This is a genomic window from Pseudomonas sp. TUM25319, from assembly GCF_056388475.1.
Genome location: NZ_CM150751.1, coordinates 4992908 through 5006953 on the forward strand (window position 1 = coordinate 4992908; position 14046 = coordinate 5006953).

Sequence of the window (14046 nt, forward strand, 5' to 3'; positions counted from 1 at the left end):
CATAAATGATCCTTCAATCCAGGGAAATGCCGGCCCACTGCGGGCAGGCAGCTTCTTCTATTCGCACGGGGCAATGGGCCGGAACCTGATCGAACAGCGTCATCAGGTCGGCGTTGCGCAGGCGCACGCAGCCATGGGACAACGGCACACCCATGGGTTCGCTGTCCGGTGTGCCGTGCAGGTAAATGTAGCGACGGAAGGTGTCCACCGAACCCAGGCGATTGTGGCCAGGCTCGCACCCGCTGAGCCAGAGGATGCGCGAGAGGATCCAGTCACGTGCGGGAAACTGTGCGTGCAGCTCGGGCGTCCAGGTTTCGCCGGTCCAGCGCCGGCCTCGCAGGACGGCACCCTGGGGCAGGCCGCCGCCGATCTTCGCCCGCACCTGGTGCAGGCCGCGTGGCGTACAGCCGGAACCGTTGTTTTCACCAGGCCCCTTGAGCGCCGTGGACACCGGCAGACGCACGACCAGACGACCTGCGGAGAACCCGTAGAGGCGTTGGTCGGCGAGAGAAATGTGCAGCAGATCGAGAATTGGCATGGGGCGCTAGCTTAGCCGAAGCCAGGCGGCGCGCCCAGTCGCGAATCAGGCCTTGGCCGGCGCCGGCACGGTGCTCGACTTGCTGCGCGGGCGCAACTGCGCGGCAGCCATGGCTTCATCGGTGACACCGGTATCGGCGCGCATGCCGGCGGCGAGGAACGGCACCATCAGACGCATGACCTGCTCGATGGAGGTGTTGATACCGAAGTCGGTTTCCGCGATGGCGCGCAGCGCCTTGATCCCGGACATGCTGAACGCTGCGGCCCCCAGCATGAAATGCACGCGCCAGAACAGCTCGATGGGCGGGATACGCGGGGCCGCCTCGTTGACCAGCAGCATGTAGCGGCGGAACACCTTGCCGTACATGTCTTCGAGGTAACGGCGCAGGTGGCCCTGGCTCTCGCTGAAAGCCAGCCCCAGCAGGCGCATGAAGATGGATAGGTCATTGCCGCTGCGCGGCTGCACAACGAGCGCCTGCTCGACCAGCATTTCCAGCAGTTCTTCCAGCGTGGGTTTCTGCTCCGGACGCGCCTGGCGACGATCCAGTTCACGCTCCAGACTCTGGCAGAAAGGCCCCAGGAAACGGGAGAACACCGCCTGGATGAGCGCCTTTTTCGAACCGAAGTGATAGTTGACCGCCGCCAGGTTGACCCCGGCCTTGCTGGTGATCAGCCGCAATGAAGTTTCGGCGAATCCCTTTTCCGCGAACAGCTGCTCGGCAGCATCGAGAATGCGTTCAACGGTTTCCGACTGGGCCATGAAAATTCCACCTGACAAACAGTTGTTTGAAACATACGTTTCATGACCGTGACTGTCAAGTCAGGGGCGCTATTAGATCACAGAGGCCATCCGCGCACGCCGTGCTTTTTCTTGCCACTTGCCGCTTAAGGCTTGCAGCTGCAAGGACACTGTATATAATCCCAGTCACTGTATAAAAAGACAGAGCCATCGACATGCTAAAACTGACGCCCCGCCAAGCTGAGATTCTGGCTTTTATCAAACGCTGCCTCGAAGACAACGGCTTCCCGCCCACCCGCGCTGAAATCGCCCAGGAACTGGGATTCAGGTCGCCCAATGCCGCCGAGGAACACCTCAAGGCCCTGGCACGCAAGGGAGCCATCGAAATGACACCGGGTGCTTCCCGCGGCATCCGCATTCCCGGCTTCGAAGCCCGGCCGGACGATGACACCCTGCCCATCATCGGTCGCGTTGCCGCCGGTGCACCGATCCTCGCCGAGCAACACATCGAGGAATCCTGCGCCATCAACCCCGCCTTCTTCCATCCGCGCGCCGACTACCTGTTGCGCGTCCACGGCATGAGCATGAAGGACGTCGGTATCTTCGACGGCGACCTGCTTGCCGTACACACCAGCCGCGAAGCCCGCAATGGCCAGATCGTCGTTGCCCGCCTGGGCGACGAGGTGACCGTCAAGCGCTTCAAGCGTGAAGGCAGCAAAGTCTGGCTGATCGCGGAAAATCCCGAATTCGCCCCCATCGAGGTCAACCTGAAAGAACAGGATCTGGTGATCGAGGGCTTGAGCGTCGGCGTCATTCGCCGGTAACCAGGAGGCGTCATGCAGTTTACCCAAGCACCCCAGCAAGCACAGTTACCCCTGTTCGAGGCATTCCTGGCCCAACCGGTCCTGCCCAAGCTGAAAGCCGACAAGGCGAACCGTCCCGCCAATGAGCCGGAGGCGTTCAGCGAGCTGTCTTTCCGTGGTGCGCTGGAGCACTGCCATAACCTGCTGGCGCCCATGCTGCGCGAACTGAGCGAAGAACAGGATGCGCGCTGGCTGACCCTTATCGCCCCACCCGCAACCCTGACCCAGGCCTGGCTGCGTGATGCCGGACTCAACCGCGAACGTATCCTGATCCTTCAGCCGCGTGGCAATCAAAGCGCGCTGCAACTGGCCTGCGATGCCCTGCGGCTTGGCCGCAGCCACACCGTGGTGAGTTGGTTGAACCCGGTCAGCACCTCCGCCCGGCAGCAACTGACCCGCGCCGCGCACGCTGGAAACGCGCAAAGCCTGAATATCCGTCTGGGCTGATTGCCGTCACCGAGGTTCGGCTTCCTCCTTGCGAGGAAGCCCGGGCATCATCAATGCAGAACCCGCGGCCCCTCTTCGCGCTCGATCTCGCCGTCCACCAGACGTCCCGCCATCTGCACACCTACGCTGAGCATGGCTTTCGCCACCTCGACGTGCTGCCCTTGCAGGAACGCCTTGGCATCTTCGGAAAAATTCAGGGTTACCAACGACCCTTCGTCCTCGGCGCGGCGCAGCTCGATTCGGCCATCAGGCAATTCGACAATTTCTAGAAAGGACGTGGGCATAAGGGGAATAGTCTCCAGGAAAGGCCGGCATTGTAACAGCGCCGGCCACGATCAGCACTCACTCAACCCCTCGCGGAAGCGAACGGTGAGTTTCTTCAGATTCTGCCGCCATTCCTCCAGCGCCTCCCGCGAAAGCGGCGCCGCCACGGGCTCGTCCAGACTCACCGCCTGGATAAGTGGCTGCGTGACATCACCTTTTGGCGCTTTCACCGCGACCGGCGGTTTGAACAAATCGGAATAAGCTTTCAACAACTGCGCCAGCCAGGTTTCCGGCTGCTGCGCCAGCTCCACCAGTTCGGCCATTTCAGGAATGGCGATGCTTTCCAGGACCTGAGGCGTCAGCAGCAGTTCGGCCCGTGGCGCGGTGGCCTGAGGCAGCCGATAGAAACCAGCGATCTCATGGCACAGCCCCAGTAGCGCGCCGTACAGGTGAAACAGGGCCGACTCGCGCTCTGCCTGAACCAGCGCCTGAGCATTCATCGCGCGGCTTTCCTGAGCCTTGCCCAGACCCTCGAGCGCCAGGCCGGCAAAGAAGATTTTCTGATTGGTGCGGGTATAGAGTTCCTGGGCCATTGAGGCGCTCTCCGATAGGGCTGCGGGGCGGGGTCTGCCAGTTTCAGGGAAGCCTCTGCCGTAAGCAAGGACCCACACAGCAGGCACCATGAAAAAGGCCGTGCCTGGCAACGCCAGGCACGGCCCTCAATCGCAACGACCAGCGCTTAGCGCTTGTCTTCGACCTTCCATGCCTTGCCGTCGTAGAAGGCACGCCAGCCCGTCGGCTTGCCATCGACCTCGGACTGCACGTACTGCTCCTTGGTCTTGCGGCTGTAGCGAATCACCGCCGGACGGCCTTCAGGGTCCTTCTGCGGGGCATCGCAGAGGAAGTGGTACTTCGGATCGATCTCGTGCTTGTGCGGAACGATCTCGAGCACCAGCGGCGCACGGGTTTCGCGGTTTTTCGGGAACTGGCTGGCCGCCAGGAACAGGCCCGATGCACCGTCACGCAGCACGTAGGTGTCGTTGACCTTCTCGCACTTGAGCTCCGGCATGTCCACCTTGTCCATCTTCGGTGGCGCCGCCTCGCCGCTCTTGAGCAGCTTGCGGGTGTTCTTGCACTCGGGGTTGGTGCACCCGAAGAACTTGCCGAAGCGGCCGGTCTTGAGCTGCATTTCGCTGCCGCACTTGTCGCATTCCAGGCTTGGGCCTTCGTAGCCCTTGATCCGGTAGTTGCCTTCCTCGATCTCGTAGCCGGTGCAATCCGGGTTGTTACCGCAGATATGCAGCTTGTGCTTCTCGTCCAGCAGGTAGGCATCCATCGCTGTGGCACAGATCGGGCAGCGGTGCTTGCCAAGCAGCACGCGGGACTCGGACTCGCCTTCGTCGTCGGCAGCGATCTCGTCGCCCGGCACCAGGTTGACCGTGGCCTTGCAGCGCTCTTTCGGCGGCAGGCTGTAGCCGGAGCAACCCAGGAAAACGCCAGTGGACGCGGTGCGAATCATCATCGGACGGCCGCATTCCTTGCACGGAATGTCGGTCGGGGTCGGCTGGTTGGCACGCATGCCGTTCTCGGCCGCTTCGGCAACCTGCAGCTTCTTGCTGAAGTCGCCGTAGAACTCGTCCAGCACGTTTTTCCAGTCACGCTCGCCCTGGGCCACATCGTCGAGATTCTCTTCCATGCCGGCGGTGAAGCCGTAGTCCATCAGGTTGGAGAAGCTCTCCGACAGGCGCTCGGTGACGATGTCGCCCATCTTCTCGGAGTAGAAGCGACGGTTGTGCAGGGTGACGTAGCCACGGTCCTGGATGGTGGAAATGATCGCCGCGTAGGTCGATGGACGACCGATACCGCGCTTTTCCATCTCCTTGACCAGGCTCGCTTCGGAATAGCGCGCCGGCGGCTTGGTGAAATGCTGGCTTGGATCGAGCTGGATCAGCTTGAGCACTTCGCCCTGGTTCATTTCCGGCAGGACGTCATCGTCGCCGGGCTTGCTCTGCTGCGGCAGCACGCGGGTGTAACCGTCGAACTTGAGGATACGGCCCTTGGCGCGCAGCTCGAAATCACCGGCGTTTACGCTGACGGTCGTCGACAGGTACTGCGCAGGCGGCATCTGGCATGCCAGGAACTGGCGCCAGATCAGCTCGTACAGACGCTCGGCGTCACGTTCCATGCCGCTGAGCTTGCTCGGGTGCGTATTGACGTCGGAAGGACGGATCGCCTCGTGCGCCTCCTGGGCGCCTTCCTTGCTGCCATACACGACAGGCGCGTCCGGCAGGTACTTCTTGCCGAACTCGTTCTCGATATAGGTGCGCGCCATCTCCACCGCGTCGGTCGACAGGTTGGTCGAGTCGGTACGCATGTAGGTGATGTAGCCGGCTTCGTAGAGCCGTTGCGCCATCATCATGGTCTTCTTCACGCCGAAGCCGAGACGGTTGCTCGCCGCCTGCTGCAGGGTCGACGTGATGAACGGGGCCGACGGCTTGCTGCTGGTCGGACGGTCTTCGCGCTTGGCTACGCTGTAGCTGGACGCCTTGAGCTTCTCCAGTGCCGCCATGGCCTGGGCTTCATTGAGCGGCTTGAAAGCCTCGCCGTTCTCCCGGGCCACCTCGAAGCGCACCTTGGCGTCCTTGGCGGTGCCGAGGTCGGCATGAACTTCCCAGTATTCTTCCGGGATGAAGGCACGGATTTCCCGCTCGCGCTCCACCACCAGCTTCACCGCCACCGACTGCACACGGCCAGCAGACAGGCCGCGGGCGATCTTGGCCCACAGCAGCGGCGAAACCATGTAGCCGACCACGCGGTCGAGGAAGCGTCGGGCCTGCTGGGCATTGACCCGATCGATGTCCAGATCGCCCGGCTGGGAGAACGCTTCCTGAATGGCCTTCTTGGTGATTTCGTTGAACACCACGCGCTTGTAGCGGCTGTCGTCGCCGCCGATGGCTTCCCGCAGGTGCCAGGCGATCGCCTCCCCTTCGCGGTCCAAGTCGGTTGCGAGATAGATGGTGTCGGCATCCTTGGCCAGACGACGCAATTCGTCGATGACCTTCTCCTTGCCAGGGAGAATCTCGTACTTGGCTTTCCAGCCGTGGTCCGGATCGACGCCCATGCGTGCGACCAGTTGCTTGCGGGCCTTCTCCTTGGGCGACAGTACCGGACCTTCGCCGGCAGTCTTGCCGCGCTTGGCGGCCGGTTCCTTGCTGGCGCTGGCCGAACCGCTGGTGGGCAGGTCTCGGATATGGCCGATACTCGACTTCACCACGTACTGGCTGCCCAGGTACTTGTTGATGGTCTTGGCCTTAGCCGGGGATTCCACAATGACCAGCGATTTGCCCATGGATCGGAAAATTCCTGAATACTGAAAATAAAAACACGGCAGGTACCTGACGCGGCACCGCTATATATAGTGGCTATAGAGTGAGGTCAAGCACGGGCGTTCAGTCAGCCGTGCCATCCGGACGGGAAAACAGTGCCGCCTCGGCCTCGACCAAAGCAAAGCGCGGGACCTGCTCGCCGTCAACTTCGACCGACTCCAGAAACATCGAAAGGGGTCGCACCCAGAGTCCGAATTCGCCGTACAGCGCCTGGTAAAAGACCACCCACTCTTCCGTTTCGGAGTGTCGCGCCACGCCGAAGACACGGTACTCAGGCCCCTTGTAATGCCGGTATACGCCTGGTTGTATCTGCATGCCGCTGACCCTCTTGAGAAAAAAATCCGAAAAAACAAAAACCGGGGCACCAGGCCCCGGTTTGGTCAACCGCGCGATCAGACGCGCTCGAAGACCGTGGTGATGCCCTGGCCGAGACCGACGCACATGGTCGACACGCCGAAGGTACCGCCATTCTGCTTCATGACGTTGAGCAGGGTGCCGGAGATCCGTGCGCCCGAGCAACCGAACGGGTGGCCCAGTGCGATGGCGCCGCCGTGCAGGTTAACCTTCTCGTCCATCTTGTCGAGCACTTTCAGATCCTTCAGCACGGGCAGGGCCTGTGCGGCGAAGGCTTCGTTGAGCTCGATGAAGTCGATGTCGGCGATGGTCAGGCCAGCGCGCTTGAGCGCTTTCTGGGTCGCCGGCACCGGGCCGTAGCCCATGATCGCCGGATCGACACCGGCCACCGCCATCGAGCGGATCACGGCCAGCGGCTGGATGCCCAGGTCCTGGGCGCGCTGGGCCGACATCACGATCATGCACGAAGCGCCATCGGTGATCTGCGAAGAGGTGCCCGCAGTCACGGTGCCACCTTTCGGGTTGAACGCCGGCTTCAGCGCAGCCAGGCTTTCCAGGGTGGTGTCCGGACGGATGGTTTCATCGTAGTCGAAGACCTTGAGGAAGCCGTTCTCGTCATAGCCCTGCATCGGGATGATTTCGTCCTTGAACTTGCCTTCCACGGTCGCCTTGTGGGCGAGCTGGTGGGAACGCAGGCCGAACAGATCCTGTTGCTCGCGGCTGATGCCGTGCATCTTGCCCAGCATCTCGGCGGTCAGGCCCATCATGCCCGACGCCTTGGCGGCGTACAGGGACATGTGCGGGTTCGGATCGACGCCGTGCATCATGCTGACGTGGCCCATGTGCTCGACACCACCGACGACGAAGACGTCACCGTTGCCGGTCATGATCGCCTGGGCGGCGGTGTGCAGCGCGCTCATCGACGAGCCGCACAGACGGCTGACAGTCTGGCCGGCGGCAGTGTGCGGGATCTGGGTCATCAGCGACGCCATGCGCGCGATGTTCCAGCCCTGTTCCAGGGTCTGGTTGACGCAGCCCCAGATCACGTCCTCGACTTCAGCCGGGTCGATCTTGGCGTTGCGTTCCAGCACTTTGCTGATCAGGTGCGCGGACATGTCTTCGGCGCGGGTATTGCGGTGCATGCCACCCTTGGAGCGGCCCATGGGCGTGCGACCGAAGTCGACAATCACCACGTCTCTTGGATTCAGGCTCATATCTTTACTCTCGCTCTATACCGTTGGGCGCTTAACCGAAGAACCGCTGGCCGTTCTTGGCCATTTCACGCAGCTTCGCGGTGGGGTGGTACAGCGGACCCAGGTCGGCGTACTTGTCTGCCAGGGCAACGAATTCCGCTACGCCGATCGAATCGATGTAGCGCAGCGCACCGCCGCGGAACGGAGGGAAACCGATACCGTAGACCAGGCCCATGTCGGCCTCGGCTGCGGTTTCGACGATGCCGTCTTCCAGGCAGCGCACGGTCTCCAGGCACAGCGGGACCATCATCCAGTTGATGATGTCTTCGTCAGTGACTTCGCGTTGTTCGAAAATGACCGGCTTGAGCACTTCGAGCACCGAGGCGTCGGCGACTTTCTTCGGCTTGCCGCGCTTGTCGGTCTCGTAGGCGTAGAAGCCCTTGCCATTCTTCTGGCCCAGGCGGTTGGCTTCGTACAGTGCGTCGACAGCCGAACGGCGATCGTCCTTCATGCGATCCGGGAAGCCCTCGGCCATCACGTCGCGACCGTGGTGGCCGGTGTCGATGCCGACCACGTCCATCAGGTAGGCCGGGCCCATCGGCCAGCCGAACTTTTCCATGACCTTGTCGATGCGGACGAAGTCCACACCGGCGCTGACCAGCTTGGCGAAGCCGCCGAAGTACGGGAACAGCACGCGGTTGACCAGGAAGCCCGGGCAATCGTTGACCACGATCGGGTTCTTGCCCATTTTCTTGGCGTAGGCGACGGTGGTGGCGACCGCCACATCGCTGGACTTCTCGCCGCGGATCACTTCCACCAGCGGCATCATGTGCACCGGGTTGAAGAAGTGCATGCCGACGAAGTTTTCCGGACGCTTCAGTGCCTTGGCCAGCAGGTTGATGGAGATGGTCGAGGTGTTGGACGCCAGGATCGCGTCTTCCTTCACCTGCCCTTCCACTTCTGCCAGAACGGCCTGCTTGACTTTCGGGTTCTCGACCACGGCTTCGACCACGATGTCGACATTGGCGAAGTCGCCGTAGGACAGGGTCGGACGGATCGCATTCAGCGCCTCAGCCATCTTGGCCGGGGTCAGGCGGCCTTTCTCGACGCGCTTGCCGAGCAGCTTGGAGGCTTCGTTCAGACCGAGCTGGATGGCTTCCTCGCGGATGTCCTTCATCAGGATCGGCGTGCCCTTGACGGCGGACTGGTAGGCGATGCCGCCACCCATGATGCCGGCGCCGAGTACGGCGGCCTGCTTCACGTCGTGCGCGATCTCGTCATGAGCCTTGGCCTTGCGCTTGAGTTCCTGGTCGTTCAGGAACAGGCCGATCAGGCTTTCGGCAACCGAGGTCTTGGCCAGCTTGGCGAAGCCGGCGGCCTCGACGTCCAGCGCCTTGTCACGGGCGAAGTTGGCGGCTTTCTGGATGGTCTTGATCGCTTCGACCGGTGCCGGGTAGTTCGGGCCGGCCTGGCCGGCGACGAAGCCCTTGGCGGTTTCGAAGGCCATCATCTGCTCGATGGCATTGAGCTTGAGCTTTTCCAGCTTCGGCTGACGCTTGGCCTTGTGGTCGAACTCGCCGCTGATGGCGCGCTTGATCAGGTCGAGGGCAGCTTCCTGCAGTTTCTCGGGCGCGACCACCGCATCGACGGCACCCACTTTCAGCGCGTCTTCGGCACGGTTTTCCTTGCCGGAGGCGATCCACTCGACCGCGTTGTCGGCACCGATCAGGCGCGGCAGACGGACGGTGCCGCCGAAGCCCGGGTAGATACCCAGCTTGACTTCGGGCAGGCCGATCTTGGCGCTGCTGGACATGACACGGAAGTCGGCCGCCAGGCACATCTCCAGGCCGCCGCCCAGGGCGATACCGTTGATGGCGACGACGGTCGGAACCTCGAGGTCTTCGAAGTCATTGAAAATGCGGTTGGCTTCCAGGTTGCCGGCGACCAGTTCGGCCTCGGGCAGCTTGAAGTTGTCGACGAATTCGGTGATGTCCGCGCCGACGATGAAGACGTCCTTGCCACTGCTGACAATCACGCCCTTGATCGAAGCGTCGGCCTTGAGGGTGTCCACCGCCTGACGCAGTTCGTTCAGGGTAAGACGGTTGAATTTGTTGACGGACTCACCCTTGAGGTCGAACTTCAGTTCGACGATGCCGCTTTCAAGAGCCTTAACCGTGATGGCTTTACCTTCGTAAATCATCAACTGATCTCCACGATATGGAAGCTGAACTGTACACGCTGACCACTGTTGCCTTGGCTTCAGACCTGACCGTCAGCGCGATAGTCGGGATTCTGTACGAGCTTTCTGACAATACAAACGCTCAATTCATACGCCCGTTTGATTGGGGTGTGCACACAGTTACCGAAATGAAAGGCTTTGTCAAACCCCCGCAAGCACTGGACAAATGCGACTTTCCAGTCATTTGTGGTCAGTAGTTGAGCAATCCGCAATGACGGTGATCCACCATCATTCACGTAAGCGATAGACGCCCCCGCCAGCGAAAGGATCCGGCGGGTTTAAACATCGTGGCGGAGAAAAAAGAAAGGATTTTGACCCTGCGCGAAAAGCATTCGCGCACTACACTGCGAGCTACTGAAAACTTCCCGGCCTGCCTGGCCTTTTTTTCAGCCCCTGCAGCCCGTCCGGCGATCCGGACGGGCTTTTTTATGGATCTTCCCGGATTGTCGGTGTCGGTGTCGCGAGCTTATCCATTCCATGCAGCGACGCTGCTGGCACCTCCACTCGGCCGGCTGAAGTCGCAATTGGCGGCGTCTGAACTGACGCGCATGAAGAGCAAAAGCCAGAGCTAAAGCTCCAGCTCTTTGGGACATCAAAATCAGATCTGAATCTCGAAGATCCGTCGTTGAGAACCCCGCCCGTAACACGCGACCTCAGGAGGCCGAGCGGAGGTGTTCGGAAGGGGCTGGGGCGCAGCCCCCTTCGGCGTCGCCGAAGAGCGCGAGTCTTAGATTTGCGCAGCAAATCGTGGCCGCGCGGCCCCTGGAGGACACCGGAGCGAGGGGACCCGGAGCGAAGCGTAGGGCCGTATGTGGGAGCCAGCGGTTTTGCCCCCCTTTGTCCAAGAACAAAGGGGGCCGCCGTAAAGGCGGAAGGGGCCGGCAGCGTCGCCAAATCCAATGGATAAGCTCACAAAACCGACACCTACATCTACACCTACAAGCGCAAGTGTTTATGCCAGCGCCTTGAGCACCTGAGCAACATCCTGCAACACAGCAGCATCCTCGCGCTCACCCCAACACAGGGCGATCATCTGCCCATTGGCCTCAGCCTTGTACACGCTGGCAGGCAGGCGACCCAATTGCTCCAGCAACCGCGGATCCTCGCACGGCTCGCGCCACTGATTGAGCCAGGTGCCCGGTGCGGTCTGCCAATAACACCAACTGTCACTGCTGCCCTTGCGCCGCGCCTGATGATATTGCGCACAGGTGGCCGGCGGCTCTTCGGGCAGCCAGTGCGGCCACGTCTGCGGCGCCAGTTGCATGGCCAGCCCCATGCGCCGCGCCTCCAGGCGCAGGGCCATTCGTCCGCTCATGCGCCGCGACGGCAACAGCCAGGCCAGGGGGCTGAGAATCAGCGCAAGGATTGACACTACTACCCAGACCGTCATATCTGTTATTCCTATCAAGACTTTACCAATGAGCGGGTTAGCCGCATCCGGATGCGATCAGCCTGAAACGGACCCATACTTCATTTATTACGATTGTCAGGAGAACCTCTCATGCCCTACGAACACATCCTGGTTGCCGTCGACCTGACCGAAGAGTGCGATCCGGTCATCAAGCGTGCGCGCGAACTGGCCGGCCCGAGCAACGCCAAGGTATCGCTGGTCCATATCGTCGAGCCGATGGCCATGGCCTTCGGCGGTGACGTGCCGATGGACCTGTCGCAACTGCAACAGCAACAGTTCGACCAGGCCAAAGAGCGCATGGATCGCCTGTTCAACAAGTACCCGGAAATCAATCGCGGTGACTCGCACCTGACCTACGGCCAGCCCCGCCAGGAAATTCACCAGCTGGCCAAGGACCAGCGGTGCGACCTGATCGTGGTGGGCAGCCATGGCCGTCACGGCCTGGCGCTGCTGCTGGGTTCAACCGCCAACGACGTACTGCACGGGGCGCCCTGCGACGTACTCGCAGTCCGCCTGCAAAAGAAACCCGAGTAATGCAAGGGGGCCCGACGCCAATGCGCCGGGCCCCGTCCCGCCTCAGCCGTCCAGTTCGGCCCAGCGCTCTACCAGCGTATCCAGCTCGCCCTGCATCCGCTCCATGTCAGCCAGCACCTTGCTGGTGTGCCCGATTGGCTGTTGATAGAAGCCCGGATCGGAAACCTGCTGCTGCACCGCAGCGATTTTCTCCTCCAGCGCCTCGATCTGGCCTGGCAAGGCTTCCAGTTCGCGCTGCAGCTTGTAGCTGAGCTTTTTCTTTTCCGCAGGTGCCGCGACCGGCGCTGGCGCAGGCTCCGCCACGGGTGCCGCAACCACGGCGCTGTTCAGTTCCGACTTGCCGGACTTGCTTTCGCTCACACCCAGCAGGCGCGGCGAGCCGCCCTGACGGATCCAGTCCTGATAACCGCCAACATACTCACGCACCTTGCCCTCGCCTTCAAAGACCAGGGTGCTGGTCACCACGTTGTCGAGGAAAGCCCGGTCGTGGCTGACCATCAGCACGGTGCCCTTGAAGCCGGACAGCACTTCCTCCAGCAATTCCAGGGTTTCAACGTCGAGGTCGTTGGTCGGTTCGTCGAGCACCAGCAGGTTGGCCGGCTTGCTGAACAGCTTGGCCAGCAGCAACCGTGCACGCTCGCCGCCAGACAGCGCCTTGACCGGCGTACGCGCCCGCTGCGGGCTGAACAGGAAGTCACCGAGGTAGCTGAGCACATGGCGGCTCTGGCCATCGATCTCGATGAAGTCGCGGCCTTCGGACAGGTTGTCGATCACGGTCTTTTCCAGATCGAGCTGGTTGCGCAACTGGTCGAAGTAGGCCACTTCCAGGCGCGTGCCGGACTCGACCTTGCCGCCGGTCGGCTGCAGGTCACCCAGCATCAGCTTGAGCAAGGTGGTCTTGCCGGTACCGTTGGCGCCCAGCAGACCGATGCGGTCCTCGCGCTGCAGAACCATGGAAAAATCCTTGACCAGGGTCGGCCCGCCGGGATGGGCGAAGCTGACGTTCTCCAGGACCATCACCTGCTTGCCGGATTTCTCCGCCACGTCCAACTGGATGTTGGCCTTGCCCTGGCGCTCGCGACGCTCGCTGCGCTCGACCCGCAAGGCCTTCAGCGCGCGCACGCGGCCTTCGTTGCGGGTACGGCGCGCCTTGATACCCTGGCGGATCCACACCTCTTCCTGGGCCAGGCGCTTGTCGAACAGGGCGTTGGCGGTTTCTTCGGCCGCCAGCGCAGCTTCCTTGTGCACCAGGAAGCTGGCGTAGTCGCCGTTCCAGTCGATCAGGCCGCCACGGTCCAGCTCGAGGATGCGCGTGGCCAGGTTCTGCAGGAAGGAACGGTCGTGGGTGATGAACAGCACCGCGCCGTTGAAGCCGCTCAGGGCATCTTCCAGCCAGGCGATGGCGCCGATATCCAGGTGGTTGGTAGGCTCGTCGAGCAGCAGCAGATCGGGCTCGGAGACCAGCGCCTGGGCCAGCAGCACGCGACGGCGCCAGCCACCGGACAGCTCGGCGAGGGCCTTGTCCGCCGGCAGCTGCAGGCGGCTCAGGGTGCTGTCCACCAGCTGTTGCAGGCGCCAGCCGTCACGGGCTTCGAGGTCCTGCTGGACATGCATGAGCTTTTCCAGATCGGCATCGCTGTGGATGTTCTGGCTCAGGTGGTGGTATTCGGCGAGCAAGGCCCCGACGCCTTCAAGGCCCTCGGCAACCACATCGAACACGGTACGGCCATCGGCCACCGGCAGTTCCTGGGGCAGTTCGCCGATCTTCAGACCCGGCGCGCGCCAGATCTCGCCGTCGTCGGGCTTCTGGTCGCCCTTGACCAGGCGCAGCATGCTGGACTTGCCGGTGCCGTTGCGACCGATGATGCAGACCCGCTCACCACGGGCGATCTGCCAGGACACCTTGTCCAACAGGGGCATGGTGCCAAATGCAAGGGACACATCGCTGAATTTGAGCAGGGTCATGTTTTTCTCCAGAAAGCGGGCGCGCATTCTACCTGAGTTGACCCGGCAACACAGTAAGCACGGCCGTCCGCCGGAGCGGACCGACATTACGTCCGGATACAAGCACAATGCTTT

The 14046-nt window shown here is 62.1% G+C and carries 15 protein-coding genes; 5 read left to right on the plus strand and 10 right to left on the minus strand.

Going from position 1 to position 14046, the window contains the following annotated elements; genetic code table 11:
• Positions 1–13: 13 nt before the first annotated feature.
• Positions 14–538, minus strand: coding sequence for a L,D-transpeptidase family protein (locus AC05QJ_RS22720; protein ID WP_476743513.1), 525 nt, complete (start codon positions 536–538; stop codon positions 14–16).
• 45 nt (positions 539–583) lie between these two features.
• The gene (locus tag AC05QJ_RS22725; RefSeq protein ID WP_476743514.1) at positions 584–1297 is read right to left on the minus strand and encodes a TetR/AcrR family transcriptional regulator; all 714 of its coding nucleotides are present in this window, start codon (positions 1295–1297) and stop codon (positions 584–586) included.
• Positions 1298–1491: 194 nt separating this feature from the next.
• Here AC05QJ_RS22725 and lexA point away from each other — a divergent pair, with 194 nt between their 5' ends.
• Together lexA and sulA are read left to right on the plus strand one after the other, a co-directional pair.
• The gene (gene lexA, locus AC05QJ_RS22730; RefSeq protein ID WP_476743515.1) at positions 1492–2100 is read left to right on the plus strand and encodes a transcriptional repressor LexA; all 609 of its coding nucleotides are present in this window, start codon (positions 1492–1494) and stop codon (positions 2098–2100) included.
• Positions 2101–2112: 12 nt separating this feature from the next.
• Complete coding sequence (sulA, locus tag AC05QJ_RS22735) at positions 2113–2586, plus strand: SOS-induced cell division inhibitor SulA (protein ID WP_476743516.1); 474 nt, start codon at positions 2113–2115, stop codon at positions 2584–2586.
• Between the two features lie 50 nt (positions 2587–2636).
• On the opposite strand, the gene AC05QJ_RS22740 is transcribed toward sulA, so the two are convergent.
• The 6 genes from AC05QJ_RS22740 to fadB all read right to left on the minus strand — a co-directional run bounded on the left by AC05QJ_RS22740 (position 2637) and on the right by fadB (position 9983).
• The gene (locus tag AC05QJ_RS22740) at positions 2637–2870 is read right to left on the minus strand and encodes a hypothetical protein (protein ID WP_476743517.1); all 234 of its coding nucleotides are present in this window, start codon (positions 2868–2870) and stop codon (positions 2637–2639) included.
• Positions 2871–2921: 51 nt separating this feature from the next.
• Entirely contained in the window at positions 2922–3443 is a 522-nt protein-coding gene (locus tag AC05QJ_RS22745; RefSeq protein ID WP_476743518.1) for a DUF6586 family protein, read from the minus strand.
• Between the two features lie 146 nt (positions 3444–3589).
• A complete protein-coding gene (gene topA, locus AC05QJ_RS22750; RefSeq protein ID WP_476743519.1) occupies positions 3590–6199 on the minus strand; it encodes a type I DNA topoisomerase in 2610 nt (869 codons plus the stop codon).
• Between the two features lie 100 nt (positions 6200–6299).
• A complete protein-coding gene (locus AC05QJ_RS22755; protein ID WP_476743520.1) occupies positions 6300–6551 on the minus strand; it encodes a DUF1653 domain-containing protein in 252 nt (83 codons plus the stop codon).
• Between the two features lie 77 nt (positions 6552–6628).
• Positions 6629–7804: an acetyl-CoA C-acyltransferase FadA gene (fadA, locus tag AC05QJ_RS22760; RefSeq protein WP_476743521.1), complete on the minus strand. Its 1176-nt coding sequence runs from the start codon at positions 7802–7804 to the stop codon at positions 6629–6631.
• Positions 7805–7835: 31 nt separating this feature from the next.
• Complete coding sequence (gene fadB / locus AC05QJ_RS22765) at positions 7836–9983, minus strand: fatty acid oxidation complex subunit alpha FadB (protein WP_476743522.1); 2148 nt, start codon at positions 9981–9983, stop codon at positions 7836–7838.
• A gap of 17 nt (positions 9984–10000) precedes the next feature.
• On the opposite strand from fadB, the gene AC05QJ_RS22770 reads away from it, so the two are divergent.
• Positions 10001–10219, plus strand: coding sequence for a hypothetical protein (locus AC05QJ_RS22770; protein WP_476743523.1), 219 nt, complete (start codon positions 10001–10003; stop codon positions 10217–10219).
• Between the two features lie 90 nt (positions 10220–10309).
• The gene (locus tag AC05QJ_RS22775) at positions 10310–10594 is read left to right on the plus strand and encodes a hypothetical protein (RefSeq protein WP_476743524.1); all 285 of its coding nucleotides are present in this window, start codon (positions 10310–10312) and stop codon (positions 10592–10594) included.
• 380 nt (positions 10595–10974) lie between these two features.
• On the opposite strand, the gene AC05QJ_RS22780 is transcribed toward AC05QJ_RS22775, so the two are convergent.
• Positions 10975–11412 carry a hypothetical protein gene (locus tag AC05QJ_RS22780; protein ID WP_476743525.1) on the minus strand — a complete coding sequence of 146 codons (438 nt, stop codon included), beginning with the start codon at positions 11410–11412 and terminating at the stop codon, positions 10975–10977.
• Positions 11413–11523: 111 nt separating this feature from the next.
• Here AC05QJ_RS22780 and AC05QJ_RS22785 point away from each other — a divergent pair, with 111 nt between their 5' ends.
• Positions 11524–11967, plus strand: coding sequence for a universal stress protein (locus AC05QJ_RS22785; protein WP_476743526.1), 444 nt, complete (start codon positions 11524–11526; stop codon positions 11965–11967).
• Positions 11968–12009: 42 nt separating this feature from the next.
• Here AC05QJ_RS22785 and AC05QJ_RS22790 read toward each other — a convergent pair whose 3' ends face one another.
• Positions 12010–13932 (minus strand): ATP-binding cassette domain-containing protein, encoded by a 1923-nt coding sequence (locus AC05QJ_RS22790; RefSeq protein ID WP_476743527.1) that lies wholly within the window; start codon positions 13930–13932, stop codon positions 12010–12012.
• Positions 13933–14046: the final 114 nt, after the last annotated feature.